This window comes from Ruegeria sp. F12 (assembly GCF_056533885.1).
Genome location: NZ_JBQFOV010000003.1, coordinates 131,405 through 155,189, shown reverse-complemented (window position 1 = coordinate 155,189; position 23,785 = coordinate 131,405). Strand labels below are relative to the sequence as shown.

Genomic DNA, 23,785 nt, shown 5'->3' with positions numbered 1-23,785 from the left:
GTAGACCGCCACAGGGAGATTGAAATGAGCACTGTGATCAAGAACGGGACCGTTGTGACCGCCGATTTGACTTACAACGCGGATGTGATGGTTGAAGGTGGCGTGATCACCGAGATCGGTCAGGATCTGAAAGGCGATAAGGAACTGGACGCGACCGGTTGCTATGTGATGCCGGGTGGGATTGATCCGCATACGCATCTTGAGATGCCGTTCATGGGCACTTATTCCAGCGATGATTTCGAAAGCGGAACCCGGGCGGCTTTGGCTGGTGGCACCACGATGGTGGTGGATTTTGCGCTGCCTAATCCGGGGGAAAGCCTGCTGGATGCACTGAAGCGTTGGGACAATAAATCGACGCGGGCGAATTGCGATTATTCGTTCCACATGGCCGTCACATGGTGGGGCGAGCAGGTGTTTGACGACATCAAAACCGTGATTGAAACGCGCGGGATCAACACGTTCAAGCACTTCATGGCCTATAAGGGTGCGTTGATGGTGAATGATGATGAGTTGTTCGCCTCGTTCAAGCGTCTTGCCGAGTTGGGCGGCACCGCGATGGTGCATGCCGAGAACGGTGATGTGGTGGCCGAGTTGAGTGCTAAGCTGCTGGCTGAAGGCAATACAGGGCCCGAGGCACACGCCTATTCCCGCCCGCCGCAGGTCGAAGGTGAGGCGACAAACCGCGCCATTATGATCGCCGATATGGCGGGCGTGCCTTTGTATGTGGTGCACACCTCGTGCGAAGAAGCCCATGAGGCCATTCGCCGGGCAAAGATGCAGGGTAAACGGGTGTGGGGCGAGCCTTTGATCCAGCACCTGACCTTGGATGAAAGCGAGTATTTCCACCATGATTGGGAGCATGCGGCGCGGCGGGTCATGAGCCCTCCGTTCCGGAACAAGCAGCATCAGGACAGTCTTTGGAACGGTTTGCAATCGGGAACGCTGAGCGTGGTGGCCACCGACCATTGCGCCTTTACCACCGAACAGAAGCGATATGGCGTGGGCGATTTTACTAAGATCCCCAACGGGACAGGCGGGCTGGAAGATCGGATGCCGATGCTGTGGACCCATGGAGTGAATACCGGGCGCCTGACGCCGAACGAATTTGTGGCAGTTACTTCAACAAACATCGCTAAGATATTGAATTGCTATCCTAAAAAGGGTGCTATTTTGGTTGGTGCGGATGCGGATATCGTTGTGTGGGACCCGGACAAAGCCAAGGTGATTTCAGCCGAAACGCAGCAGTCTTCGATCGACTACAACGTGTTCGAAGGCAAGGAAGTGCGCGGGTTGCCCCGGTTCACGCTGACCCGTGGTTCGGTCGCTGTTCATGATGGTGAGATCCAGACACAGGAAGGACATGGAAAATTCGTGGCACGCGAGGCCAATACCCATGTGAACAAAGCGCTGAGCACGTGGAAAGAGCTGACCGCCCCGCGCCCGGTCGAGCGGACGGGTATTCCGGCGACGGGTGTGTGATTTGCGGGGGCGTCCCCTGGGCGCCCCAAAGCGAAACCTTTTCAAGGTAATGGAATGACTACTGAAAGTACGACCCAGCCTGTGATCGAGGCAAGGCAACTCGATCTCACCTTCCAAACCAATGACGGCCCGATCCACGCGTTGAAAGACGTGAACCTGACAATCGACAAGGGGGATTTCGTCAGTTTTATCGGCCCCTCCGGCTGTGGCAAAACTACTTTCTTGCGTTGTATCGCAGCGCTCGAGACGCCGACCGGGGGAACGCTGACCGTCAATGGCATGACCCCTGACGAGGCGCGGCGGAAGCGCGCCTATGGCTATGTGTTTCAAGCCGCGGGGTTGTATCCGTGGCGGACCATCTCCAAGAACATTAAATTGCCGCTCGAGATCATGGGCTATTCCGCGTCCGAGCAAGAAGAGCGCGTGAAGAAAGTCCTGGAACTTGTTGATCTGGATGGGTTTGGTGGAAAATTTCCGTGGCAGCTGTCGGGCGGGATGCAGCAGCGGGCCAGTATTGCGCGGGCTTTGGCTTTTGATGCCGATATCCTGTTGATGGACGAACCCTTTGGCGCTCTGGATGAGATTGTGCGCGATCACCTGAACGAGCAACTTCTGGCGCTATGGGCGCGGACGGAAAAGACCATCGGATTCGTAACGCACTCGATCCCCGAGGCGGTCTATCTTAGTACCAAGATCGTGGTGATGAGCCCTCGGCCCGGTCGGATCACCGATGTGATCGACAGCCCTCTGCCCAAGGAGCGGCCTTTGGATATTCGTGACACGCCGGAATTTATCGAGGTTGCGCATCGGGTGCGCGAAGGGCTGCGGGCGGGGCATTCCTATGATGATTAAGGCAACCAGACTGCGGGGCGCGCGATGAAGAAATTGGTGCCTATCTTGGTGGTGCTCGCCGCAATTGTCGCGCTGTGGTACGCGGCAGTGGCCCCGATGAACATTCGCATCTCGCTGGATCAGGCCGAGCGTGCGGGGCAGGTAGTGACGCCCGAGACGTCGCGCGAACGGCGAGAGACTTCGGTCTGGGTCCTGATGGCGTCAAACCCCGGAGCGATTTCCGGCGGCTATGCGCTGGAACGTCCACGGCTGCCGACCCCCGGACAGGTTGGGCAGGAGCTGTGGAAAACGACCGGTGAGATGGTGGCCAAGGGTCGTGCATTCTCGAAACGGTCGCTGATCTACCATGCTGGAATCACGCTGAAATCCACGCTGTGGGGTTTTCTACTTGGCACAACGCTGGGCATTTTGGCGGCTGTCGCCATCGTCTATTCGCGTGTCGCGGATATGAGCCTGATGCCATGGGCGATTATAAGCCAGACCATCCCGATTGTGGCGCTGGCGCCGATGATTATTGTCGTCAGCTCTCAGCTAGGGATTGAGGGGCGCGGGGTGCCCAAGGCGGTAATCTCGGCCTATCTGTGTTATTTCCCGGTGCTGGTGGGGATGGTGAAGGGGCTAAGGTCGCCATCGCTGCCGCAACTGGATTTGTTGAAGACCTATAACGCCTCGGGCGCGCAGGGGTTCTTTAAACTTCGGCTGCCATCCTCGGTGCCGTATCTGTTCACGTCGCTCAAGGTCGGGATCGCGGCTGCATTGGTTGGCACGATTGTGGGCGAGTTGCCGACGGGGGCTGTGTCAGGTCTTGGTGCCAGAATCCTGATCGGAGACCAGTTCGGAACGCCTCTGGCCATCTGGGCGGCCCTGCTGGCTGCCGCCATTCTGGCGGGCTTGCTGGTGACACTGTTGGATCTGCTGCAGCGACTGGCCCTGCGCCGGATGGGGTTGAACGCATGACCTGGCTATCCTTTGCTTTGCTGTTCTGGGGCTTGGCCTGGTTCGCGAACTACCGGCTGGCCATCTCGTCCTATCGCAAAACCCGTGCGGCGCGCATTTTTGTACCGGTTCTGTTTGGCATCACGCTGTTGGTGCTTTGGGAGGGGCTGGTGCGCGGGTTGGGTGTTTCGCCGGTTATCCTGCCGCCACCTTCAGATGTGGGGACAGCCTTTGTGCAGTCATCCGGCATTTTGTGGGAAGACTTCAAGCAAACCGTCTTCAAGGGCGCGCTGACCGGATTTGTGATCGGGTGTGCTGCGGCTTTTGCTTGTTCGGTTGCCATTGACCGCTCGGCTTTTCTGACGCGTGGTCTGCTGCCCATCGGGAATTTCGCCGCGGCGCTGCCCATTGTCGGGATCGCGCCAATTCTGGTCAGTTGGTTCGGGTTCGATTGGCACTCGAAAGCGGCGGTTGTCGTGGTCATGGTGTTCTTTCCAATCCTGGTGAACACCGTGCAGGGTCTGCGCGAGGCGGATGCGATGCAGCGTGACCTGATGCGGACCTACGCGGCCGGGTATTGGCAGACCTTGTGGAAACTGCGCTTGCCAGCGGCGATGCCCTTTGTGTTCAATGGGTTGAAGATTGCAACCACGCTTGCTTTGATCGGGGCGATTGTGGCCGAGTATTTCGGTTCACCCACACGGGGCATGGGGTTTCGGATTTCGACCGGCGTCGGCAGCCTGTCGATCGACCTTGTCTGGGCCGAGATCGCCGTAGCCGCGCTGGCCGGGACCGTGTTTTATGGCCTTGTCGCAGCGGCGGAAAAGGCGGTGACCTTCTGGCACCCGTCGCAACGAGGATAGGAATTCAACAGACCCCGACAACGGGGCATAAACAGCAACTAGGAGACATGAAGATGAAAAAGCTACTCAGCGGGGCGGTTGCCGCCTTTGGCCTGACCGCCGGTGCCGCATGGTCCGCCGATGAGGTGACATTGCAGCTGAAATGGGTCACGCAGGCGCAATTTGCGGGCTACTATGTGGCCGCCGATAAGGGATTCTACGAGGAAGAAGGGCTGGACGTTACCATTTTGCCCGGCGGCCCCGACATCGCTCCAACTCAGGTGATCGCGGGGGGCGGCGCGGATGTGACTGTCGAATGGATGCCTGCTGCGCTGGCCGCACGTGAAAAGGGTCTGCCGCTGGTAAACATCGCGCAGCCATTTAAAAGCTCGGGCATGATGCTGACCTGCTGGAAGGATGCCGGTATTGCATCACCGGATGACCTTAAGAACCGCACGCTGGGTGTCTGGTTCTTTGGCAACGAATTCCCCTTCATGAGCTGGATGAGCCAGCTAGGCATCGACACTGGCGGCAAGGGCGAGAGTGGGGTTGAGGTCCTCAAGCAAGGTTTCAACGTTGATCCTCTGCTGCAGCGCCAGGCCGATTGCATCAGCACCATGACGTATAACGAGTACTGGCAGGTGATCGACGCGGGCGTAAATCCCGATGAGCTTGTGACCTTCAAGTACGAAGATCAGGGTGTCGCCACGCTTGAAGACGGCCTCTACGTACTGGAAGAAAACCTGAGCGACGAAGCCTTTGTCGACAAGATGGAACGGTTCGTCCGTGCCTCGATGAAAGGCTGGAAATACGCCGAGGAGAACCCGGATGAGGCCGCCGAGATCGTGTTGGACAATGACGCGACCGGAGCGCAGACCGAAAAACACCAAAAGCGCATGATGGGTGAGATCGCCAAGCTGACCGCAGGGTCGAATGGCGCTTTGGACCCGGCGGACTTTGAGCGGACCGTGGGTACTCTGCTGGCCGGTGGTTCTGATCCGGTCATCACCCAACAGCCTGAGGGGGCGTGGACCCACAAGATCACCGACGCAGCGCTGAACTAAGCCCGGTTTAAACCGAATTGAGCGAGGCCCCGGTTGGGGCCGCGTTTTGCGTTTCTGATGTCGGAAAAGTGTGTGTACTTGGCCGGGAAATGACTTAGTATTCCGTTGTAAATTATCGCATTTCGTACGAAATCGCGACTGGACGGAAAAAAATGCAGGGATTTGCATCAGAATTCAATTCAGCCTTGGGCCTGATCCTGACAGGGGATTCAGAGCTGTGGGCGATTGTGCTGTTATCTTTGAAAGTTTCTGTCTTCGCCGTTCTGATTTCTGCCCTTATCGGGATGCCTGTGGGCGCGGCCTTGGCCGTTGCGCGCTTTCCGGGACGGCGGATGCTGATCGTGCTGATGAATGCTCTGATGGGCTTCCCGCCGGTTGTTGTCGGCTTGTTGGTCTATCTGATGTTGTCCCGATCCGGGCCGCTGGGTGTTCTGGAGTTGCTCTATACCCCGACCGCAATGATCATCGCACAGGTTGTTCTGGTGACACCTATTGTGGCCGCGCTGACCCGGCAAGTGATCGAGATGCTGGCCGAGGAATATTCGGAACAGCTACGCTCGCTCGGGGTGTCGCGTTTAGCCTCGGTGCCGGTGCTGCTGTGGGATGCACGCCTGGCGCTGGTGACTGCGCTGTTGGCCGGGTTCGGACGTGCCATTGCCGAGGTGGGCGCGGTGATCATCGTTGGCGGCAACATCAACCATGTGACGCGGGTGATGACGACGACCATCGCGCTTGAAACCTCCAAGGGCAATCTGGCGCTGGCGCTGGCCTTGGGCGCGATCCTGATCGGGATTGCGGTGGCGGTGAACGCCATGGTCAGCACCGTCAGCCTGCGCGCCGAGCAGGAGGGGTTGCGCCATGCGTGATCTGGTGTGTGACATGGCCAGCAGCCTGACGGTTCGGGACGTGAAGATAACACGCAAGGGAAAGGTCCTTCTGGACGTTGCGCATTTGTCTTTGGACGGGCCCGGGCCGACGCTGATCCTTGGGCCGAACGGGGCTGGGAAAAGTCTGTTGCTGCGTTGCTTGCATGGTTTGATCTCGCCTGACCGGGGGCGGATCGAACAGGACGGCGTGGCTTTGTCTGGCGTGCACAAATCTCGGCAGGCGATGGTGTTTCAACAGCCGGTGCTTCTGCGTCGCTCGGTCGCGGCCAATCTGGATTTTGTGCTGAAGCGTCAGGGCCTGTCTTGGGGCCAGCGCAAAGCCCGGATCGAAGACTTGCTGACCGAGGGCGGTCTGGACGGAAAAGGGCGGCAATCCGCGCGCTCTTTGTCGGGGGGGGAGGCGCAGCGGCTAGCCATTCTGCGTGCTCTGGCGTTGGAGCCTGAGACGCTGTTTCTGGATGAACCCACCAGTGCGCTGGACCCGAGTGCCACGCAGATGATCGAACGCATGATCCAGCGCGCCTCGCGCCGGGGGGTGCGGATTGTCATGGTGACACATGATATAGGTCAGGCGCGTCGCCTTGCAGCGGATGTCGTTATGATGCAAGGCGGCCATGTGGTTGAACACGGCGTCGTCAGACAAGTTTTGGACGCCCCGCAAAGCGACGCCGCGCGTCGTTATCTTGCTGGTGGGCTGGTGACCTAACTCAAACTATGGAGATCTGGATGATCCGAGATTTTCTTCGGGCTGCATTGGTATCGCTTGGCTTGATGACCCCTGCGTGGGCCGAGGCCCCGTTCATCGTTGTGCAATCCACCACGTCTACGCAGAATTCGGGCCTGTTGGACTATATCCTTCCGGGGTTCGAGGCTGAAACCGGAATCGATGTGCGCGTTGTGGCCGTCGGTACTGGACAGGCAATCCGAAACGCTGTGAACGGGGACGGAGACGTTCTGCTGGTTCACTCCAAACCCGCCGAGGAACAGTTCGTCGCCGATGGCTGGGGCGTTGAGCGGTTTGACGTGATGTATAATGACTTCGTGCTGGTCGGCCCCAAATCGGACCCGGCCAAAGTAAAGGACGGCGACAATATCGTTGCGGCCCTGACCGCCGTGGCCGAGGCCGAAGCCCCCTTTGCCTCGCGCGGGGATGACAGCGGGACGCACAAGGCCGAGATGCGCCATTGGGCGGCGACCAATTTAGATCCGACGGGCGCATCCGGTGCGTGGTATCGTGAGACCGGGTCCGGCATGGGGGCCACATTGAACGTCGCCAGCGGGATGAACGCCTATGTCCTGACCGACCGCGCCACCTGGCAATCCTTTGGCAACCGGGGCGAGCTTGAGATCATGGTCGAGGGCGACCCGCGCCTGTTCAACCAGTATGGCGTCATTCTGGTGAACCCGGAAAAACACCCAAGCGTAAGGGCAGCGGCGGGTCAGCGGTTTATCGACTGGCTGACCGGGCCGGACGGGCAAGCGGCCATTGCGTCCTACAAACTGGATGGAGAACAGTTGTTTTTCCCCAACGCCGACGGGTCTTAACCGCTAGCGCCGTTGTGGTGAATTGTGCCCAGCCCGCCTAGGTCGTACCCTCCGAACTCGGCGGCGCGGGCCGCGAAGCGATCGGATTGAACAAAGGCCAACAGCTTCAACATTGGGTCATCGAAATAGGCGCGCCGCCAGATCGCAAGGTCCAGCCGTTCAGTATGGGTGGCGCTAAAGCCCAGATCATAGAGACCCGCCAGTGCACCCAGACCAAAACCGGCCTCGGCCTTGCTGTCGTGCAGGGCGATGGCCAGCTCTTCCTCTGTGCGGGCGCAAGTGGGCAGGGCGTCCAGATCCGCGCGGGTCATGCCGTGATGCTCCAACTGTGCGTCGAACAGTCTTTGGCTGGCGGCAGAGCTTTGCCGCAGGATCACGCGCCTACCATTGAGGTCCGCGAAGCTTTGGATGTCAGACACGCCGGGGGCCAGCAACAAACCGCGCTGGCGTTGTGCGATTTCAAACAGAACAACCGATGCTTCGCCCAGATGATCGCGCAGGGCTTGGGTGTTGAACCCTTCCGCCTCATGAATATGCAACGCGGCCGCCTGCGCGGTACGGTCCTTTAGGCGGTTCAGCCCGTCAAACGAGCCGTCATAATAGGTCGCCAACCCCGAGCCGCTTTCCCGCAAGGCCCAGTCCAACAGTGGGTCATGGCTGCCCGCCACAATCGGAGGCAAGGGCGGATCTTCAACCTGAGGACCCGAGCGTGAAGCATTCAACCAGGCGACAACCTCGGAACGGGGAAATAGAAGTTTGCCCATCGCGCGCACGCAGGGTACCTCGCCCGAAGACGCCAGATCATAGGCCTTACGCTCGCCGATGCGCAGCAGATCGGCCAGTTCTTTGGTGGTCAGATACTCGGGCATTCAGTCCAAGCGCACCGCTGATCCTGTTCCGGCGTCCGCTGCGCTGAATCCAATCTGGTTCAGGACAGCAGGGGCGGCGATCGCGATGACGACCATCGCGGCGACGGCGGCTAGAAAGGCTTTCATTGTCTCCTCCGGCGTTAGTTTTCCGGTGCCGTGGCGCGGCGCAGAAAGGCGACCAGATCGTCCCGGTCGCTGGGCTGCGTGATCCGCTGCATCGGCATCTTCGACCCCGGAATGTAGTGGTCGGGTCCTTCGTCGAAAAGGGCATTTATGGTTTCGTCATTCCAAATGATATCAGAGTCTTGCAGCGTGTCCGAATAGAAATATCCCGGCAGTGTTCCAGCCCGGCGGCCAAAGACGCCATGCAGCGTCGGACCGGCGCGGCGTTGCCCGTCTGGGGTCAGGCTGTGACAGATTGAGCATTTGCGGGCAAACTGCCGTTCACCATTGCTCATCTGATCGGGGTTTTTGAGGAAGCTGGGCTCGGACGCAGCCATCCGTTCTTGCTCGCGCAGATTGGCGACCGGCCAACTGTACATCGCCTCATCAATACCACCCGCGTGGATGTTTTGACCATCGGGTGAAAACGCCAACGCCCAGACCGGGCCGCGTAAAGTGGCGCGGAAATCCTGCGCGATGCGCCACTCGACCGTGTCGATCACCATGATGAAGCCTTCGCCGTCACCGACGGCCAGCATGCTGCGATCCGGGCTGAGTGCCAATGCCAGAATAGGACGACGGTCGAGGGTAAAGTCACGTTCCTCGCCCGTGGTCAGGTCGCGGATGCGGGTGACACCATCAACAGCGCCATAGGCGATCCAGTTGTCCTGCGTGTTTAGCACCAGTTCATTGATGCCAAAGCCATGCTCGACCAGCCGCAGAGTTTCCTGTCCGCTGGTCACATCCCACAAGCGCAAAGCGCCGTCGACACCGGCTGAATAAAGCTGGCTGCCGTCAGGTGTAAACGCCACGGCATTCACTCCGCTGCCGGTCGTCAGAGTCGTTGGTTCCGATCCATCGACGGGCCACAACCCGATTGTGCCGTCCCAACTGGCGGTCGCCACATGGGTTTTGGAGGCCGCGACATGTACGATCTTACCCTTGTGCTGCCCCACGACCTCACCACCCGGCCAGCGGCGCAGGGTGAAGTCGTCGCCAGCGGAATAGATCGCGGTGCCGTTGAAGGCGACGGCGTTGACAGCCGCCTCATGACCTTCCAGCCATTCCGGCATTTGATCCGACCAGATGCCGACAGAGTTGTCGAAACTTGCGGTGGCGATCCGCCCGTCGGGGGCCGTGGCGATCCCCATGATCGGACCGCCATGACCTTTGAGCGTATAGAACTCAGCTAAAGCGGGCAGGGGCAACAACGCCAGCGCCAGAACCAGCCCGCGCATCTATTCGGCGGGCGAGGCCGCCGCTTTGCTGGCCTCTTTTTCCTGGACCTCCTCCAGCCACAACGAGTGGTGCTCGCGTGCCCATTGCTCTTCGACTTCGCCGGTTCCCATGGCGTCAAATGCACCTTCCATCCCGACCGAGCCGAGGTAGATATGGGCGATGATGATGGCGATGAAAACATAGGCGATCATCACATGCCAGACCTGCGCGTATTGCATTTCCTCTTGCGGCGACATCTGCACCGGCAGGCTCAAACCCATTGCCTGAGGCAGGCCGGTTGCATTGGCGATCTGGAAGGTTTTGGCAAACAGAGGCATCTCGAACGGGAACAGCAGAGACAGGCCCGAAAGGCTGATCGACACGCCCAGCAGAATGCAGGACCAGAATATGACCTTTTGACCGGCATTGAACTTTTTGGCGGGCGGGTGGCTGCCTTTGGTGAACAAACCGCCACCGGCGGCCAGCCATTTCAGGTCGGTCCGGTTGGGAATGTTGTGAGCGATCCAGTTCACCGTCACGATGATCAACCCCAACATAAAGGCCCAGGCGAGGTTGTTGTGTAGCCACTTGCACCCTTGCGCAATAGTCGCGAAGCCTTCTTTTCCAAAGATCGGGATCAGGAAATCCCGCCCATACAGTGTCAACAGCCCTGTAAACCCAAGCACTAAAAAGGACCCGGCGAAAAGCCAGTGGCCGAACCGCTCAAACCCATTGAAACGCGTGACTGTGCGCCCGGTTTTCTCACCATCAATGCGGATTTTGCCACGGATCAGGAAGAACAGCAGGATCACGGCGGCCATGCCTGCAATGATGTAGGTTCCGTATTCTCGCAACGGTCCGGTGCGGAAAGCCCACCACCACATGCCACCATCCTGGATAAGAACACTGGCTGCGGGCCCCTGAGACGACACGGTGACATCCGCCGACCCATAGCGTAGCGCGCGATAGACATCACTGTCCGAGGCCACACCGGCAGTACCAAACTGCCCCAGCAAACCTTCGACATTGCCTTGGCCAGTGTTTTCCGAGCGATAAGTGTTGTCCACTTTCTCGCCCCGTTGACGGGCCAGAATATCCTCAAGCGTCGTGGCCCCTCCGGTGGCCGAGCGATCCGGTGCCGGGGATTCCGGGGCGTCCTGCGCCCATGCGGCACCGGTCAGGAAGAGTGAGAAGAGCAGAAAATGGATCAGGCGCATGGGTTCTCTCCCTATTCTTGGTCGTGTCAGCGGTCAAAGCCGCCGATCTGCTTGTGAAAAACGGCTCCGACAGGGGACAGGGCCGCCTGAAGGTCGTCTTTCGCGGGGCCGTAGACATCAAACTGAACCGGCTTAAGTAAGGACATAAACCGATCCGCGAAATTTGCCCCAAAATTCTGCATATGAATTATCGCATCATCTGAACTTGCGTAACGTTCATAGATGTGAATGGCGCTGTCGCTTTGGTGCCACTCATAGGTTTTAGCGCCTGTTTCCTCGAGGGTCGCGGCGACCATTTCGGCCATCAGGGCCTCAAACTCGGACTGTTTTTCTGGGTTCAGGTCCAGCTTCAACAGCCAGTAGATATCGTTGGTCATAGGCGTCCTACCTTCGTCAGGAAAGGCGGCGACCGACAGGCGGCCACAGGCAAGGGTAAGACAGCCCCCGGCCTAGCGCAGGGGGCTGTCGAGCTTCGGATAGACCTTAGCCGTCTTTCTGGTCGTAGGCGGTGCCCCAACCCCACGCGCCCGAGCCAAAGCCGCGCGCCACAACGCGTTCGCGGTAGATGGCCGAGACCACGTCGCCGTCACCGGCAAGCAGGGCCTTGGTGGAACACATCTCGGCGCAGATGGGCAGTTTGCCCTCGGCGATCCGATTGCGACCGTATTTGGCGAACTCTGCGGTCGAGTGCGTTTCTTCGGGACCACCGGCGCAGAAGGTACATTTGTCCATCTTGCCGCGCGATCCGAAGTTGCCCGCCTGCGGATATTGCGGCGCGCCGAAGGGGCACGCGTAGAAGCAATAGCCGCAGCCAATGCACAGGTCCTTGGAGTGCAGGACGACACCTTCTTCGTTCTGATAGAAGCAGTCGACCGGGCACACCGCCATGCAAGGCGCATCCGAACAATGCATACAGGCCACCGAGATCGAGCGTTCGCCCGGGTTGCCGTCATTGATCGTCACCACCCTGCGGCGGTTGATGCCCCATGGCACCTCGTGCTCGTTCTTACACGCGGTGACACAGGCGTTGCACTCGATGCAGCGTTCAGCGTCGCAGAGAAACTTTGCTCTAGCCATTTTCGTCCTCCTTTACGCTGCCGAGATCTTGCAGAGAGTACATTTGGTCTCCTGCATCTGGGTTACTGAATCGTAGCCATAGGTCTGGGCGGTGTTAGAACTTTCGCCCAAGACATAGGGGTCAGCACCTGCGGGGTATTTGTGCCGCTGGTCCTCGCCCTGGAAATGACCGCCAAAGTGGAACGGCATAAAGGCCACGCCGGCGCCAACCCTGTTGGTCAGCATCGCCATCACCTTGACCTTTCCGCCCTCAGGACCTTCGACCCAGACCTGTGATCCGTCCCGAATGCCAAGGTTATTGGCATCGCGCGGATTGATCTCGACGAACATGTCCTGCTGAAGTTCGGCCAGCCACGGGTTGGACCGTGTCTCATCACCGCCACCTTCATATTCGACCAGACGACCAGACGTCAGGATTATTGGGTAATCCTTTGAAAAGTCGTTCTTTTGGATCGAAGCATAAAGGGTGGGCAGACGATAGGCTTGACGGTCCTCGTAGGTCGGATAGTCCTCCACCAGATCGCGCCGGTTGGTATAGAGTGGCTCGCGGTGCAGTGGAATCGGATCCGGGAAGGTCCAGACAACCGCGCGGGCTTTGGCGTTCCCGAAGGGCGCACAGCCATGCTTGATCGCAACCCGCTGGATACCGCCGGAGAGGTCGGTCTTCCAGTTGGTTTCAGGACCCGCAACAGCGTCAATCGCCGCGCGTTCCTCGGCGGTCAGATCGCCATCCCAGCCAAGATCCATCAGCATCTGCATCGTGAATTCCGGATAACCATCCTGAATTTCCGATCCAACGCTATAGACCCCTTCGGCCAGCAGGTTGTCACCATCGCGTTCCACACCGAAACGGGCGCGGAAAGTCAGGCCGCCTTCGGCCACCGGCTTGGACATGTCATAGAGGTTTGGTGTCCCTGTATGACCCATTTCCGGCGTACCCCAGCAGGGCCACGGCAGGCCGTAATACTCGCCGTCGTTTGGTCCACCGATGGCTTGCAGCGTGGTTCTGTCGAACGTGTGCTGGTTGGCCATGTGGCTTTTCAGACGTTCCGGCGACTGCCCGGTATAGCCGATGGTCCAGAGGCCCGAGTTGAATTCACGCGTGATGCTTTCAACATTCGGGGTCTCGGAATCTTCCATCTCGATATTGCGGAAGAAGCGGTCCGCCCAGCCGAACTTGTTGGCGAACTTGGCCATGATGACCTCGTCCGGCAAGCTTTCGAACAGCGGATCAACCACCTTGTCGCGCCACTGCAGCGACCGGTTCGATGCCGTGGCCGAACCACGTGTTTCGAACTGCGTACAGGCGGGCAACAGGTAGACACCATCGGTGCGGTCATGCAGAACAGCCGAGACGGTGGGATACGGGTCGATCACGACCAGCATGTCCAGCTTCTCCATCGCCGTCTTCATTTCCGTCATCCGGGTCTGCGAGTTGGGCGCGTGGCCCCACAGAACCATGGCACGAACGTTGTTGTCCTGATCCATGTTGGCCGGGTCTTCCAGAACACCATCGATCCAGCGGGAAACCGGGATGCCACGCTCATTCATGAGCGGCTTATCCTTGCCTTCCTTGTCCTTGATCGTGGCGAACTGACCTTTCAGCCAATCTAGATCTTCACCCCAGACGCGGCTCCAGTGACCCCATGCACCTGCGGAGAGGCCATAGTAGCCGGGCAGGGTATGGGACAGAACACCAAGGTCTGTTGCGCCCTGCACGTTGTCGTGGCCGCGGAAGATGTTGGTGCCACCGCCCGATGTGCCCATGTTGCCAAGCGCAAGCTGAAGCACGCAATAGGCGCGGGTGTTGTTGTTGCCGTTCGTGTGTTGTGTACCACCCATGCACCATACAACGGTGCCGGGACGGTTGTTCACCATTGTCCGGGCGACGCGACGCAGCTGCGAGCCAGGCGTACCGGTAACGCGCTCAACCTCATCCGGGGTCCACTTGGCAACCTCTTCGCGGATCTGGTCCATTCCCCAGACACGGGTGCGGATGAACTCTTTGTCCTCCCAACCGTTGTCGAAGATGTGCCACAGGATACCCCAGACCAGTGCAACGTCGGTGCCGGGGCGGAAACGGACATATTCATCCGCATGGGCCGCGGTGCGCGTAAAGCGCGGGTCGCAAACGATCAAAGGGGCGTTGTTCTGCTCTTTCGCACGCAGGATATGCAGCAGCGAGACGGGGTGCGCCTCGGCCGGGTTACCACCGATGATAAAGATGGCCCGGCTGTTGTGCATGTCGTTGTACGAGTTGGTCATGGCGCCATAGCCCCATGTGTTCGCAACGCCAGCAACAGTGGTCGAGTGGCAGATACGGGCCTGGTGGTCCACGTTGTTCGTGCCCCAGTAGGCCGCGAACTTGCGGAACAGATAGGCCTGTTCGTTATTGTGTTTCGCAGAACCCAGCCAGTACACGCTGTCCGGCCCGGATTCTTGGCGGATGTTCATCATGCCGTCGCCGATCTCGTCGATCGCCTGTTCCCAGCTGATGCGCTTCCACTCTCCGCCTTCTTTTTTCATCGGGTACTTCAGGCGGCGCTCACCATGGGCGTGCTCGCGGACCGAGGCCCCCTTGGCGCAGTGCGCACCCAGGTTGAACGGGCTGTCCCAGCCGGGTTCCTGCCCGACCCAGACACCGTTCTGCACTTCGGCAACAACTGTACAGCCGACCGAGCAGTGAGTGCATACGGATTTGATGTTTTCAACGGCGGTGTTCGCCGCTGTCTGGGCGCTGGCTGGCGTCACGGTTCCACCCGTGGCGCTGATCGCGGCAAGGCCGCCGATCGTCAGGCCCGAGCCACGCAGAAATGCGCGGCGATCGACGGTTTTCTCGCCGACCTGGGACAGGATACTTGTCCGCTGGGGGCGTCTCGCAACCCCGTTGGTCTTTTTCCTAAGCATTACTTTCCTCCCTTGCGTGCCATGTATGTCACGGCTGCTTGGTACTTCGCAAAACCGACGTCAGGGCCAATCGCAACCGTCTGTCGGGTGGTGAAAACGTCCGATCCTAGAACCGGGTGCTTTCCAGATATGCGCGTGTATGCGCGGTGTCCTGCATCCGGGTTTCGTCCGTGGGCAGCTCGGCTGCTTCGGCCTGTCCGGTCAGGCTGGCTGCGGCGACAGCAGCGGGTGCTGCGGTTCCGGCCAGTTTGAGGAAGTCGCGGCGCGTTGCACCTTCTTCCTTGGTCTTGCTCATGGGTGTCTCCTTTCCCATTTGCAGTTTAACGCCCCGCAAGGGACGCTGGCGAATGACAACGTCTCACGCTGCCGACATTCGGAAAGCTTCGCGCTCGATCTCCATAAAGACCCGACCGGCAGTGCCGACTGAGGCATAGAGGACCGAGTTCTCGGCGCCTTCCAAATCCGAATAGAAATGCGTGGCCCAAGGGCCGATATGTTTGTTCCAGAACGCTTTCTGGTCCTCCAAAGACGCGGGCGCGCCGAACCGGCCGACGATCATACCCGCCATCATCTCCATCAACGAGGCGATGTTGTCTTCGGGTTCATAGACGTTTTGCGCCCGGGTAATACCGCGCACAGCCATGTCATTGCGCAGCTGAGCCAATGGTTTCTCGTTCAGGAATCCGGTCAGGTAAAAGCTGGCATAGGGCAGAAGCTCTCCGCGTCCTAACCCAATGAACAGTGCGTTGAACTCACGTTCAGCAGCCGCAGGTTTGGTGACTTTGGCCACCCGAGCCATCGCCTGAATAGCCTGACCCAGATCACTGTCATCGCCGCTGAGGCCCACCATCTGGTCCAGAAGCATCTGATCTGGCGGACCGGCCAGCAGCAGGCCCAGAAAGTTGTAGAAATCCGCGCGCAGGCGATCCTCGGCCGAGACATCCATCTGTTGCGCTTCACTTGCGGTCATTCGGTTATCCTTCGAATTCAAATTTCATGCGGCGCGGGGCAGGGGCGACTTCCGCCTCCTCTGGCGCGTTAGGTTCTATTTCCGCCACGAGAACGGGCTCTGGGTCGGGCAGGTCGATTTCTTCGGGTTCTGGCTGAGGTTCCTCGGCCTCGACCTCGATATCGGAATCTTCCGCCTCGGCTTCGGCCTTGGCGGCCAGCGCTTCGACATGAGCAAGCATACCCTTGCCGACCTGATAGGCGGTCTGAAGGTTTTCGATCACACAGGCCGCATCGGTGTAGTCCTCACCATAATCCACCAAGCCGTCTACATTGGCCAATACCGGGTTCAGTCGCCACAACCTGCGCAGGGCGCGGCGGCGAAGACGATCGGGGACAGCTTTGGCCATAAAGCCCGAGACATCGTCACCAGCTTGCAACTGATCGGGATCGGGGAGGTCGAGCTCGGCCAGAATCTCGGCGTCGGTTTTTTCTTCCAGCTCGGCGCGCTGATCTGCGATCACCTGTTCTTCGGCTGCGATTACTTCGGCCTCAGCCTCGGCCTGAACGGCGGCTTTGCGGCGGGACCAGAAATCGCGGGCTTCGGTCATTGGATGATCCTCCGCGGGGCGCGGTAAACATCAGACGTTTGTCGGATGCGCGCATCGCCTTTGCCATCTTCGACCAGATCAGTGCGTTTCTTGTCGCGTTTGCGTTTAACGAAGACTTCATCGCGGTGATGTTCCAAAGCGAAATCCCGCACCCAGGCGATCAGCCCGTCGGTCATTGGAATTTTCTCGACAATCTCTTCACCAGTATCCGCGTAATCCTGTCCTTCATAGGGTGAGGCTGTGACCAGCACAGCATCCATCGGGCGCTGCCCGTCCAGCGCATCGCGCAGCACAAGGTATATCGAGGGCGTGCCGTCGGACAGGTTGACCATATACGCCTCGGTCTCATCCGCCCACAACGTCAGGGGCAGGGTTGCTGCGTGGTATTCTACAGCCTCCCCTTCACGGCGCATTTCGTGCCAGTCCGCAGGACCGGCGCCGGGCAAAACCGCGACGGCGCGCCAGTTCCATTTCGCCCAGCGAGTGACTCCGGGCGTTTTGCGCACGACGACGCCAATTGGCATTTCAATTTGATGAGCGGCCTTCGCCACGTATTCCTCCCCGGAAGGCTCTCCCCTGCCTTCCCCATGTCCACTATGGTACACAAAATGATCTTCTGCCAAGCCCAAGCACTACGACTTTAGTCGCATACGGTGATAGCGAGTTCGTGAGGGGCCTTGTTCCCCGGTAGAAAAACAGGGTTGTTTAGCGCGTCCGGGGGTTGGATTTGGCGTGTTTGCGATGGGGTTTACATTGCCGTCCCCTGAATACAGCCTACTGTGCTGTGAGATGGCGCGACATCCGGGGAGGGGATATGAGCACCAAACTACTATTATGCGACTGCGCGGGCACTCAGCGCGTGGACGCAGACAAGATTGCGTCCGCTTGCGATGCGACATGTTCCAAGGTCCACACGGCGCTGTGTACGCGCGAATTGGAGACAGCTGCGAAGTTTATGCAGGACGGTGACGTGATTGTCGCCTGTGGGCAAGAGCAGGAAGTCTTTCGCAACCTGGCCGAAGAGCTTGGGGTCGAGGCCCCAGGTTTCGTCGATCTACGAGACCGCGCGGGATGGTCGGATGAGGGCGCTGATGCCGCCCCCAAGATGGCAGCGCTGGCTGCAGAGGCGCTGTTGCCGCAGCCGATCACGCCCAGCGTGGATGTCGTCAGCGAAGGCACGTGTTTTATCATCGGCCCCGGTGCAGTTGCGTTTGATCTGGCCGAGCGCCTGTCGTCGACCTTGGCCGTCACGGTCCTCAGCACCGACGATAGCGAGCCGATGTCGCGGGCCTACGATGTGGTGCGCGGGCGTGTTCGGTCGCTGACCGGTGCTTTGGGTGGATTTTCCCTGCGGCTGGATGCGCTGCAACAGTTAGAACCCGACGGACGCGGAGCCTTTGCATGGTCGGAACCGCGCGACGGGGCGGGCTCATCCTGCGATATCGTTCTGGACCTGACCGGGGACACGCCTTTCGTGCAGGCCCCCGCCAAGCGCGAAGGGTATCTGAGGGCCGATCCCAAGGATACCGTCGCTGTAGAACGTCTGGCCTTTGAAGCGGCGCAACTGGTCGGCACCTTTGAAAAACCGCTTTATGTTCGGATGGAGGAAACTCTCTGCGCCCATTCCCGCGCCGAACAGGTAGGGTGTTCTAACTGCCTGGACATCTGCCCAACCGGTGCGATCACCTCTGAGGGCGAACACGTGTCAATCGACCCTATGATCTGCGCCGGATGCGGAGAATGCGCTGCGGTCTGCCCCTCGACAGCGATCACCTACGAAGACCCGCCGGTTGCAGCACTTTTGTCCCGGATGCACATTCTGGCGCGCACTTATCGACGGGCCGAGGGACAAGCGCCCCGGCTGCTGGTTCATGATGCCCACGGGGCTGAAATGATCCGACTGTCCGCCCGCTTTGGTCGTGGTCTGCCTGCCGACGTGATTCCATTGGAACTGAATGTGATCTCGGGCTTTGGCCATTCCGAAATGCTGGCCGCGCTGGCCCATGGATTTGCCCGTGTGGATGTGCTGCTGGCGCCAACGACCGAGCGGGATGCATTGGACAGGGAACTGGCATTGGTCGAGGCCATCGCAGGCGTGGGCAAGCTGGGCCTGATTGATGAAGCGGACCCGGACGCTATGTCCGATCAGCTATATGGTCAGGATGTTCCAGCACCTTTGGCCGACACGGTGCTGCCCTTGGGAAATCGGCGTCAAATCGCACGCTTGGCCGCGCAGGCGCTTAATCCACAGGCCGATGCTCCGCTGCCATTGCCCGAAGATGCGCCTTACGGCGCGGTGGCCGTGAATACAGACAGTTGCACGCTGTGTCTGAGTTGCGTGTCGCTCTGCCCGTCGGGGGCGCTGATCGACAACCCGGATATGCCGCAGCTGAACTTCCAGCAGGATGCTTGTTTGCAATGCGGCATGTGCCGAACAATCTGCCCCGAGGACGCGATCACGCTGGTCCCGCAACTGGACCTGAGCGATGCCGCCTTGTCTCAGCAGGTGTTGAACGAGGAAGAGCCCTTTGCCTGTGTCGAATGCGGCGCGCTGTTCGGCGTTAAATCCACGGTCGAACGGATCATGGAGAAGCTGTCGGGCACGCATCCAATGTTCGCCACCTCGGATCAGGCGCGGATGATCCAGATGTGCGACAATTGCCGAGTGAACGCGCAGTTTCAACATCAGGACAATCCGTTCCAATCCGCGCCGCGCCCGAAGGTCGTCACGACCGAGGACTACTTCTCAAAAAGGAAGGATCACTGAAGTTGCAGCGGAGCGCCCAAATCAGCGGCGCGAATGACCGAGACAAAGGCCAATATCGCATCCAGCTCGTCCAGCGTTATCTCGACCGGATGAATGGGCGAGGGGCGTTCCGGGTCGAAGGGCGGTGTCAGCCCGTCGATCTGGGTAAAGGCCGGATGCGGGTTCAGGGCAAAAAACGCCTCGAACCGTTCCGACCAGTCCGGCATCGCACGCAGTACGGCAAAGGATGGCGTCGAGCCCAGCCCGTTCATGCGGTTTTGAGGGCCGATCACGTGGCATCGCCCGCAATGGGTCATCGACAGTTCCTCGCCCAACAGGGCATCGCCGTCGATCACGGTTTCTTCCTGCACGGCGGCGATCTCGAACTCAGCCGAAAACGGCGTGCCATTGTCGGGGGCGAACCCTTCGACCGTGCGTTTGCCGATATCCGACAGCAGCCAGTCGCGGAACCGTTCGTGTTTGGTGTCGTCCCCGATGCGCAGGTGGTATATCACCCCATCGCGGGCAAAGACCGGATCACCCGGAGGGCCGCTTTCCAACACCAAAACGCCCGCGTCATCGGCAATAACCCGTATCCCGGTCTTGAGAGAAAAGCGGGGAAGAATATGTTGCAACAGGCCAGAGTCGGCAACTTCGGGGGGGGCAGTCAGCCCGAGCGCCTCTTGCGACCAAGAGGGGGTGGCGGTGAGCGTCAGGCTCAGGCACAAAAGGAGTACGCGCATGGGGTCAGCCTAGCGGCAGCGCCCCAATTGCGTCAAATAAACAGAATGAGACGGAGACACATGCAATGAACAGCAGCCACATGGTTGGGAAAATCAAAGGGTTACAGGCATGAGTGTTCGTGACGCGGTTCTGGCGAACCTCAAGAAGATCACCGATCCGGTGTCGGGTCAGGACATTGTCAGCGCTGGTATCGTGCGCGCGCTGAACGTCGAAGGCGACGCCGTACGCTTTGTGATGGAGATCGATCCCAAGCACGCCGACAAGATGGAGCCGGTGCGCGCCACGGCCGAGCAGGCCGCGCAGATGGTGGATGGCGTTGCCAAGGTTTCGGCCATGCTGACCGCGCATTCCGACAAGGCGCCGCCGGATCTGAAACCCAAGCCGAAACCGGCGCAAACCGGGCCTCAACCAGTGGCCGGTGTGGATCGGATCATCGCTGTTGCTTCGGGCAAGGGTGGGGTCGGCAAATCCACCGTATCTGCGAACCTTGCCTGCGCGCTGGCCGCTGAGGGACGGCGCGTGGGTCTGTTGGACGCGGATGTCTATGGCCCATCGCAGCCTCGGATGCTGGGCGTCTCGGGTCGTCCGGCCAGCCCCGATGGAAAGACGATCCTGCCGCTGCGCAACCACGGCGTTACCATGATGTCGATGGGGCTGATGACCAACGAAGGGCAGGCGGTTGTCTGGCGAGGTCCGATGTTGATGGGCGCGTTGCAGCAGATGATGAACCAGGTGCAGTGGGGCGCGCTGGATGTGCTGATCGTTGACCTTCCGCCCGGCACCGGTGATGTGCAACTTACACTGAGCCAAAAGTTCCAGGTAGACGGCGCAATCGTTGTCTCGACCCCGCAGGACGTCGCCTTGATCGATGCCCGCAAGGGGATCGACATGTTCAACCAGTTGAAAACGCCCATCGTCGGCATGATCGAGAACATGTCCACGCATATTTGCTCGAATTGCGGGCATGAGGAACATGTGTTCGGCCATGGCGGTGTGGCGTCCGAGGCTGAATCGCTGGGTGTTCCGCTGCTGGGGGAAATCCCTCTGCATCTGGACATTCGCGTGGCAGCGGACGGAGGCGCGCCCATCGTGGTCAGCAAACCCGACAGCCCGCAGGCCGACGCGTTCCGCAAAATCGCCCGCGACCTGATTGCTAAGGGCAGCGCATGACGGAACCCGTGTTCCCTCCGCTGCTTGTCGGCCACCCGGTGCAAGGCGGCGAGGATCCGTTTCAGCGCGCGCAAGCCATGGCCGCGTTGGGCTGCGACGCGGGAACGGTGGTCTACAACATTCAGGCGGACCGCCTGCGTGTGGCTATCGTCTTTGCACCTGAGGTTCCGCTTCAGGACGCGATGGCGATGCTGCCTCTGTGCGCCGTGGGCTTTCAAAACGCCCTTGGCGCCCTTGCACCGCCCGAGGTTGCGGTGCATCTGGACTGGGATGGTCCGATCTGTGTGAACGGGGCCAAGTGCGGGATGTTTCAGGTCGCGGCCTCGGCTGCCGTGCCCGAGGCCGAACCCGACTGGCTGATCGTGGGCTGGGAACTGGCGCTGATACAAACCAGCGAAGCGCCTGGCGAAAATCCAGATATCACAGCGCTTTATGACGAAGGCTGCGCCGAGGTATCGCCGACTCAACTGGTCGAAAGCTGGTCGCGGCACATGCTGACATGGCTCAACCGCTGGCAAGAAGTCGGAAATGCGCCGCTACACGCCGAATGGATGGGGCTGCTACGCGGGGTGGGCGAACCCTATGACACAGGTGTCTTTCTGGGCGCCGACGAGCGGTTCGGAATGCTGATCCGCGACGGTGCCGAAACAACCCTGCGCCCCTTGACGGATCTACTGGAGAACTAAAGATGAAACTGGCCCGCGCGATCCATTTCGACGAAAGCGACATGAACGTATTTCATTCCCCGGCCCGCACGGGCGAGTGGTGTATCTCGGGCGGGTTCGAGTTTTCGAACTGGGGCGAGGGCGATCTTGAGGGCAAGGCCCGGCAGGCGTTCTCGAACGGTTGGTTGGGCGTTGAGACCTTTGGCCGGGTGACATTCGTGGCCGTGACGCAGGTGGAACCCTCCGAGATCGACCAGATTGCGCAGAACCTGGCCGAGCATTTCGTGCAGTTCTATGGCGCACCTTCGGTCGAAGCCGCCTTGGGCGTGGCGCAATCAGAGATCACCCATATGTCCGAGCTGTGCGAAGAACATGCGCCCAACACCCTGCTGACCGTTGCCCGTGAACTATCCGAGACCGGTGTGCATGAGGCTTTCCGCATCATCACCCCGCAGGAAACCCAGCTTGAGGCGTTGGCCGTACATGGCTCGCTAGACGACTGACAAATGCGGTTGCAGTCTAGGGTGCTGGGCCAGTTTCATCTGCGCATAGGACAAGTCATGCGGATCGGTGCTGTAACCTAACAAATCGAAATCCGGGCGAAACGCATTGATGACCATTTCTGTTAGTTCCGGGTCGTAGTACTCGGCGATTCTACGTGATCGCTTGGACTTGTTTTCATGGTCCAATGTCGCGTTTACGCCGATCTCGGAGCAAAAAGACCGGAAATCAGCGTTTAGGTTTTCCAAACGCCCAACAGTACCGACGATGCAGCGGTCCTGCGGGTCCAACACATACGACGATTGACAGTTTGGCGAACATTCGGTCCCACAATACTCAATAATAAACTCTCGAAAACTGATGTCCTTAATCGCGTTATGCAAGGGGTGAATATCGGTCTGCTGTATATAGCTGAACAACGAAATCTGGAGGTCGAACGGGTTCCGAACAAAGGCGAGCGAATGCATTGCCCAATATCTGTCACCCAAATGCTGGACGTAGTCTGTCGCCTTCGCATGGACTGGAAGAGGTTGGAATTTCGACTTTGGGTAAAGCCCGGTATTTAAAGTCCTCTTGTCGAGGCTTTTGAGCGACCGCTGAAGGGGATTTGGTCGGTCAAATTCTTTTCGCAACGCCCATGCAACCGAACTTCCGCCGGTTTTGGGGATGTGGACAAAGACGATTTTCTTCTTGCTTCCAATCATTGTACGGGGTTGTACGATATTAGATCGCAATAAGTGAATACATAAAATAAACTAAATCAGGTCAGCAAAACCGCCAAATTGACCGCGTTTGAAAATCAATCCTTTTCCAGTGCGATACATGACTTTTTCGACCTCTCCGATCAGGATCAGGTGGTCTCCGGCCTCGTACCGGGCGTGAAGTTGGCAGTCAAAGCGGGCAAGGCAATTCGACAGTTGCGGGCGGTTGGCGTGGTCCGGCGCCCAATCCGCGTGGGAAAAATCCGCGCCGTCACGGGCGAATTTCAGCGCCTGATCCTGCTGATCTTGCGCCATAACGTGGATTGAATAGTGCTGGCAGTCATGAAACGCACCGAACCGGTTGGAATCCTTTGCCAGACACCATAACACCAAAGGCGGGTCCAGCGAGACCGAGGAGAACGAGTTCACCGTGATCGCACGTGGACCCAATTCGGTGTGGGTAGTAACGACTGTGACACCAGTTCCGAAACAGCCCAACGCCTCGCGGAAGGCGGTGCTTTGATCCGGGGTAGGGGTAAAGGTCGTTTCCGTCATTGCGCGCTCGTTCAGTGGCCGGGCCTCAGGTGCCACGACCCGGTGGGATTGTCCACGAAAAGCTGTGTTTAACCGATATATTTTCCAGC

Annotated in this window: 26 protein-coding genes; 12 read left to right on the top strand and 14 right to left on the bottom strand. The window is 59.3% G+C overall.

The features are described from left to right. The first annotated feature begins 24 nt into the window (after nt 1–24). From hydA to ACR0CA_RS05420, 8 genes are all read left to right on the top strand, one after another. A complete protein-coding gene (hydA, locus tag ACR0CA_RS05455; protein WP_480897663.1) occupies nt 25–1,479 on the top strand; it encodes a dihydropyrimidinase in 1,455 nt (484 codons plus the stop codon). Nucleotides 1,480–1,533: 54 nt separating this feature from the next. Further along, on the top strand, nt 1,534–2,331 hold the full coding sequence (locus ACR0CA_RS05450; RefSeq protein WP_480897661.1) for an ABC transporter ATP-binding protein: 798 nt from the start codon (nt 1,534–1,536) through the stop codon (nt 2,329–2,331). Nucleotides 2,332–2,355: 24 nt separating this feature from the next. Beyond that, nucleotides 2,356–3,288, top strand: coding sequence for an ABC transporter permease (locus ACR0CA_RS05445; protein WP_480897660.1), 933 nt, complete (start codon nt 2,356–2,358; stop codon nt 3,286–3,288). Further along, on the top strand, nt 3,285–4,130 hold the full coding sequence (locus ACR0CA_RS05440) for an ABC transporter permease (protein WP_480502987.1): 846 nt from the start codon (nt 3,285–3,287) through the stop codon (nt 4,128–4,130). The genes ACR0CA_RS05445 and ACR0CA_RS05440 overlap by 4 nt, the downstream gene beginning before the upstream one ends. A 53-nt stretch (nt 4,131–4,183) precedes the next feature. Continuing rightward, on the top strand, nt 4,184–5,173 hold the full coding sequence (locus ACR0CA_RS05435; RefSeq protein WP_170788515.1) for an ABC transporter substrate-binding protein: 990 nt from the start codon (nt 4,184–4,186) through the stop codon (nt 5,171–5,173). A 152-nt stretch (nt 5,174–5,325) separates the two neighbouring features. Beyond that, a complete protein-coding gene (locus ACR0CA_RS05430) occupies nt 5,326–6,039 on the top strand; it encodes an ABC transporter permease (protein WP_170769471.1) in 714 nt (237 codons plus the stop codon). After that, entirely contained in the window at nt 6,032–6,766 is a 735-nt protein-coding gene (locus ACR0CA_RS05425; protein ID WP_480897659.1) for an ATP-binding cassette domain-containing protein, read from the top strand. The genes ACR0CA_RS05430 and ACR0CA_RS05425 overlap by 8 nt, the downstream gene beginning before the upstream one ends. A 20-nt stretch (nt 6,767–6,786) precedes the next feature. Next, a complete protein-coding gene (locus ACR0CA_RS05420) occupies nt 6,787–7,605 on the top strand; it encodes an ABC transporter substrate-binding protein (protein WP_480897658.1) in 819 nt (272 codons plus the stop codon). Here the strand turns inward: ACR0CA_RS05420 and ACR0CA_RS05415 are convergent. The 11 genes from ACR0CA_RS05415 to ACR0CA_RS05365 all read right to left on the bottom strand — a co-directional run bounded on the left by ACR0CA_RS05415 (nt 7,602) and on the right by ACR0CA_RS05365 (nt 17,165). After that, nucleotides 7,602–8,474 carry a helix-turn-helix transcriptional regulator gene (locus ACR0CA_RS05415; protein ID WP_170788518.1) on the bottom strand — a complete coding sequence of 291 codons (873 nt, stop codon included), beginning with the start codon at nt 8,472–8,474 and terminating at the stop codon, nt 7,602–7,604. The two genes, ACR0CA_RS05420 and ACR0CA_RS05415, sit on opposite strands and share 4 nt — an antisense overlap. Further along, complete coding sequence (locus tag ACR0CA_RS05410; protein WP_269149758.1) at nt 8,475–8,600, bottom strand: hypothetical protein; 126 nt, start codon at nt 8,598–8,600, stop codon at nt 8,475–8,477. Nucleotides 8,601–8,614: 14 nt separating this feature from the next. Then, nucleotides 8,615–9,874, bottom strand: coding sequence for a c-type cytochrome (locus ACR0CA_RS05405; protein ID WP_480549805.1), 1,260 nt, complete (start codon nt 9,872–9,874; stop codon nt 8,615–8,617). Next, on the bottom strand, nt 9,875–11,071 hold the full coding sequence (locus ACR0CA_RS05400) for a formate dehydrogenase subunit gamma (protein ID WP_480549807.1): 1,197 nt from the start codon (nt 11,069–11,071) through the stop codon (nt 9,875–9,877). 26 nt (nt 11,072–11,097) lie between these two features. Next, the gene (locus ACR0CA_RS05395; RefSeq protein WP_170788521.1) at nt 11,098–11,448 is read right to left on the bottom strand and encodes a putative quinol monooxygenase; all 351 of its coding nucleotides are present in this window, start codon (nt 11,446–11,448) and stop codon (nt 11,098–11,100) included. 106 nt (nt 11,449–11,554) lie between these two features. Next, nucleotides 11,555–12,148 carry a formate dehydrogenase FDH3 subunit beta gene (gene fdh3B, locus ACR0CA_RS05390; RefSeq protein WP_037307340.1) on the bottom strand — a complete coding sequence of 198 codons (594 nt, stop codon included), beginning with the start codon at nt 12,146–12,148 and terminating at the stop codon, nt 11,555–11,557. Nucleotides 12,149–12,160: 12 nt separating this feature from the next. Continuing rightward, nucleotides 12,161–15,055 (bottom strand): formate dehydrogenase subunit alpha, encoded by a 2,895-nt coding sequence (locus ACR0CA_RS05385; protein WP_480897655.1) that lies wholly within the window; start codon nt 15,053–15,055, stop codon nt 12,161–12,163. A gap of 106 nt (nt 15,056–15,161) precedes the next feature. Beyond that, on the bottom strand, nt 15,162–15,350 hold the full coding sequence (locus ACR0CA_RS05380) for a ubiquinol-cytochrome c reductase iron-sulfur subunit N-terminal domain-containing protein (RefSeq protein ID WP_170352882.1): 189 nt from the start codon (nt 15,348–15,350) through the stop codon (nt 15,162–15,164). Nucleotides 15,351–15,413: 63 nt separating this feature from the next. Then, nucleotides 15,414–16,025, bottom strand: a complete 612-nt coding sequence (locus ACR0CA_RS05375; RefSeq protein ID WP_480897654.1) for a TorD/DmsD family molecular chaperone — start codon at nt 16,023–16,025, stop codon at nt 15,414–15,416. A 4-nt stretch (nt 16,026–16,029) separates the two neighbouring features. Continuing rightward, nucleotides 16,030–16,614, bottom strand: coding sequence for a DUF3306 domain-containing protein (locus ACR0CA_RS05370; RefSeq protein WP_480897653.1), 585 nt, complete (start codon nt 16,612–16,614; stop codon nt 16,030–16,032). Beyond that, nucleotides 16,611–17,165, bottom strand: coding sequence for a DUF3305 domain-containing protein (locus ACR0CA_RS05365; RefSeq protein ID WP_170769481.1), 555 nt, complete (start codon nt 17,163–17,165; stop codon nt 16,611–16,613). The genes ACR0CA_RS05370 and ACR0CA_RS05365 overlap by 4 nt, the downstream gene beginning before the upstream one ends. Nucleotides 17,166–17,428: 263 nt before the next feature. Here ACR0CA_RS05365 and ACR0CA_RS05360 point away from each other — a divergent pair, with 263 nt between their 5' ends. Continuing rightward, on the top strand, nt 17,429–19,381 hold the full coding sequence (locus ACR0CA_RS05360) for a 4Fe-4S binding protein (RefSeq protein ID WP_480897652.1): 1,953 nt from the start codon (nt 17,429–17,431) through the stop codon (nt 19,379–19,381). Here ACR0CA_RS05360 and ACR0CA_RS05355 read toward each other — a convergent pair. After that, nucleotides 19,375–20,103 (bottom strand): c-type cytochrome, encoded by a 729-nt coding sequence (locus tag ACR0CA_RS05355; protein ID WP_170784495.1) that lies wholly within the window; start codon nt 20,101–20,103, stop codon nt 19,375–19,377. The two genes, ACR0CA_RS05360 and ACR0CA_RS05355, sit on opposite strands and share 7 nt — an antisense overlap. A gap of 109 nt (nt 20,104–20,212) precedes the next feature. Here ACR0CA_RS05355 and ACR0CA_RS05350 point away from each other — a divergent pair, with 109 nt between their 5' ends. The 3 genes from ACR0CA_RS05350 to ACR0CA_RS05340 are packed head-to-tail and all read left to right on the top strand — an operon-like array spanning nt 20,213 to nt 22,442. Continuing rightward, nucleotides 20,213–21,274 (top strand): Mrp/NBP35 family ATP-binding protein, encoded by a 1,062-nt coding sequence (locus tag ACR0CA_RS05350; RefSeq protein ID WP_170788527.1) that lies wholly within the window; start codon nt 20,213–20,215, stop codon nt 21,272–21,274. Next, nucleotides 21,271–21,960 carry a biotin/lipoate--protein ligase family protein gene (locus ACR0CA_RS05345; RefSeq protein WP_480897651.1) on the top strand — a complete coding sequence of 230 codons (690 nt, stop codon included), beginning with the start codon at nt 21,271–21,273 and terminating at the stop codon, nt 21,958–21,960. Before ACR0CA_RS05350 ends, ACR0CA_RS05345 begins: the two co-directional genes overlap by 4 nt. Before the next feature lie 2 nt (nt 21,961–21,962). Then, the gene (locus tag ACR0CA_RS05340) at nt 21,963–22,442 is read left to right on the top strand and encodes a DUF6505 family protein (RefSeq protein WP_170788529.1); all 480 of its coding nucleotides are present in this window, start codon (nt 21,963–21,965) and stop codon (nt 22,440–22,442) included. Here the strand turns inward: ACR0CA_RS05340 and ACR0CA_RS05335 are convergent. Next, entirely contained in the window at nt 22,431–23,144 is a 714-nt protein-coding gene (locus tag ACR0CA_RS05335) for a sulfotransferase family 2 domain-containing protein (protein ID WP_170769487.1), read from the bottom strand. The genes ACR0CA_RS05340 and ACR0CA_RS05335 overlap by 12 nt on opposite strands. A gap of 51 nt (nt 23,145–23,195) precedes the next feature. Further along, the gene (locus tag ACR0CA_RS05330) at nt 23,196–23,696 is read right to left on the bottom strand and encodes a flavin reductase family protein (protein WP_170788531.1); all 501 of its coding nucleotides are present in this window, start codon (nt 23,694–23,696) and stop codon (nt 23,196–23,198) included. Between the last annotated feature and the right edge of the window lie 89 nt (nt 23,697–23,785).

What these genes read in the sequence shown, in the direction of transcription:
- ACR0CA_RS05355 (WP_170784495.1), bottom strand. Translation starts at nt 20,103, where the DNA reads ATGCGCGTACTCCTTTTGTGCCTGAGCCTGACGCTCACCGCCACCCCC.
- ACR0CA_RS05360 (WP_480897652.1), top strand. Translation starts at nt 17,429, where the DNA reads ATGAGCACCAAACTACTATTATGCGACTGCGCGGGCACTCAGCGCGTG.
- ACR0CA_RS05430 (WP_170769471.1), top strand. Translation starts at nt 5,326, where the DNA reads ATGCAGGGATTTGCATCAGAATTCAATTCAGCCTTGGGCCTGATCCTG.
- ACR0CA_RS05440 (WP_480502987.1), top strand. Translation starts at nt 3,285, where the DNA reads ATGACCTGGCTATCCTTTGCTTTGCTGTTCTGGGGCTTGGCCTGGTTC.
- ACR0CA_RS05340 (WP_170788529.1), top strand. Translation starts at nt 21,963, where the DNA reads ATGAAACTGGCCCGCGCGATCCATTTCGACGAAAGCGACATGAACGTA.
- ACR0CA_RS05405 (WP_480549805.1), bottom strand. Translation starts at nt 9,874, where the DNA reads ATGCGCGGGCTGGTTCTGGCGCTGGCGTTGTTGCCCCTGCCCGCTTTA.
- ACR0CA_RS05370 (WP_480897653.1), bottom strand. Translation starts at nt 16,614, where the DNA reads ATGACCGAAGCCCGCGATTTCTGGTCCCGCCGCAAAGCCGCCGTTCAG.
- hydA (WP_480897663.1), top strand. Translation starts at nt 25, where the DNA reads ATGAGCACTGTGATCAAGAACGGGACCGTTGTGACCGCCGATTTGACT.
- ACR0CA_RS05345 (WP_480897651.1), top strand. Translation starts at nt 21,271, where the DNA reads ATGACGGAACCCGTGTTCCCTCCGCTGCTTGTCGGCCACCCGGTGCAA.
- fdh3B (WP_037307340.1), bottom strand. Translation starts at nt 12,148, where the DNA reads ATGGCTAGAGCAAAGTTTCTCTGCGACGCTGAACGCTGCATCGAGTGC.
- ACR0CA_RS05380 (WP_170352882.1), bottom strand. Translation starts at nt 15,350, where the DNA reads ATGAGCAAGACCAAGGAAGAAGGTGCAACGCGCCGCGACTTCCTCAAA.
- ACR0CA_RS05435 (WP_170788515.1), top strand. Translation starts at nt 4,184, where the DNA reads ATGAAAAAGCTACTCAGCGGGGCGGTTGCCGCCTTTGGCCTGACCGCC.
- ACR0CA_RS05395 (WP_170788521.1), bottom strand. Translation starts at nt 11,448, where the DNA reads ATGACCAACGATATCTACTGGCTGTTGAAGCTGGACCTGAACCCAGAA.
- ACR0CA_RS05420 (WP_480897658.1), top strand. Translation starts at nt 6,787, where the DNA reads ATGATCCGAGATTTTCTTCGGGCTGCATTGGTATCGCTTGGCTTGATG.
- ACR0CA_RS05445 (WP_480897660.1), top strand. Translation starts at nt 2,356, where the DNA reads ATGAAGAAATTGGTGCCTATCTTGGTGGTGCTCGCCGCAATTGTCGCG.
- ACR0CA_RS05375 (WP_480897654.1), bottom strand. Translation starts at nt 16,025, where the DNA reads ATGACCGCAAGTGAAGCGCAACAGATGGATGTCTCGGCCGAGGATCGC.
- ACR0CA_RS05400 (WP_480549807.1), bottom strand. Translation starts at nt 11,071, where the DNA reads ATGCGCCTGATCCATTTTCTGCTCTTCTCACTCTTCCTGACCGGTGCC.
- ACR0CA_RS05385 (WP_480897655.1), bottom strand. Translation starts at nt 15,055, where the DNA reads ATGCTTAGGAAAAAGACCAACGGGGTTGCGAGACGCCCCCAGCGGACA.
- ACR0CA_RS05410 (WP_269149758.1), bottom strand. Translation starts at nt 8,600, where the DNA reads ATGAAAGCCTTTCTAGCCGCCGTCGCCGCGATGGTCGTCATCGCGATC.
- ACR0CA_RS05335 (WP_170769487.1), bottom strand. Translation starts at nt 23,144, where the DNA reads ATGATTGGAAGCAAGAAGAAAATCGTCTTTGTCCACATCCCCAAAACC.
- ACR0CA_RS05330 (WP_170788531.1), bottom strand. Translation starts at nt 23,696, where the DNA reads ATGACGGAAACGACCTTTACCCCTACCCCGGATCAAAGCACCGCCTTC.
- ACR0CA_RS05450 (WP_480897661.1), top strand. Translation starts at nt 1,534, where the DNA reads ATGACTACTGAAAGTACGACCCAGCCTGTGATCGAGGCAAGGCAACTC.
- ACR0CA_RS05425 (WP_480897659.1), top strand. Translation starts at nt 6,032, where the DNA reads ATGCGTGATCTGGTGTGTGACATGGCCAGCAGCCTGACGGTTCGGGAC.
- ACR0CA_RS05350 (WP_170788527.1), top strand. Translation starts at nt 20,213, where the DNA reads ATGAGTGTTCGTGACGCGGTTCTGGCGAACCTCAAGAAGATCACCGAT.
- ACR0CA_RS05415 (WP_170788518.1), bottom strand. Translation starts at nt 8,474, where the DNA reads ATGCCCGAGTATCTGACCACCAAAGAACTGGCCGATCTGCTGCGCATC.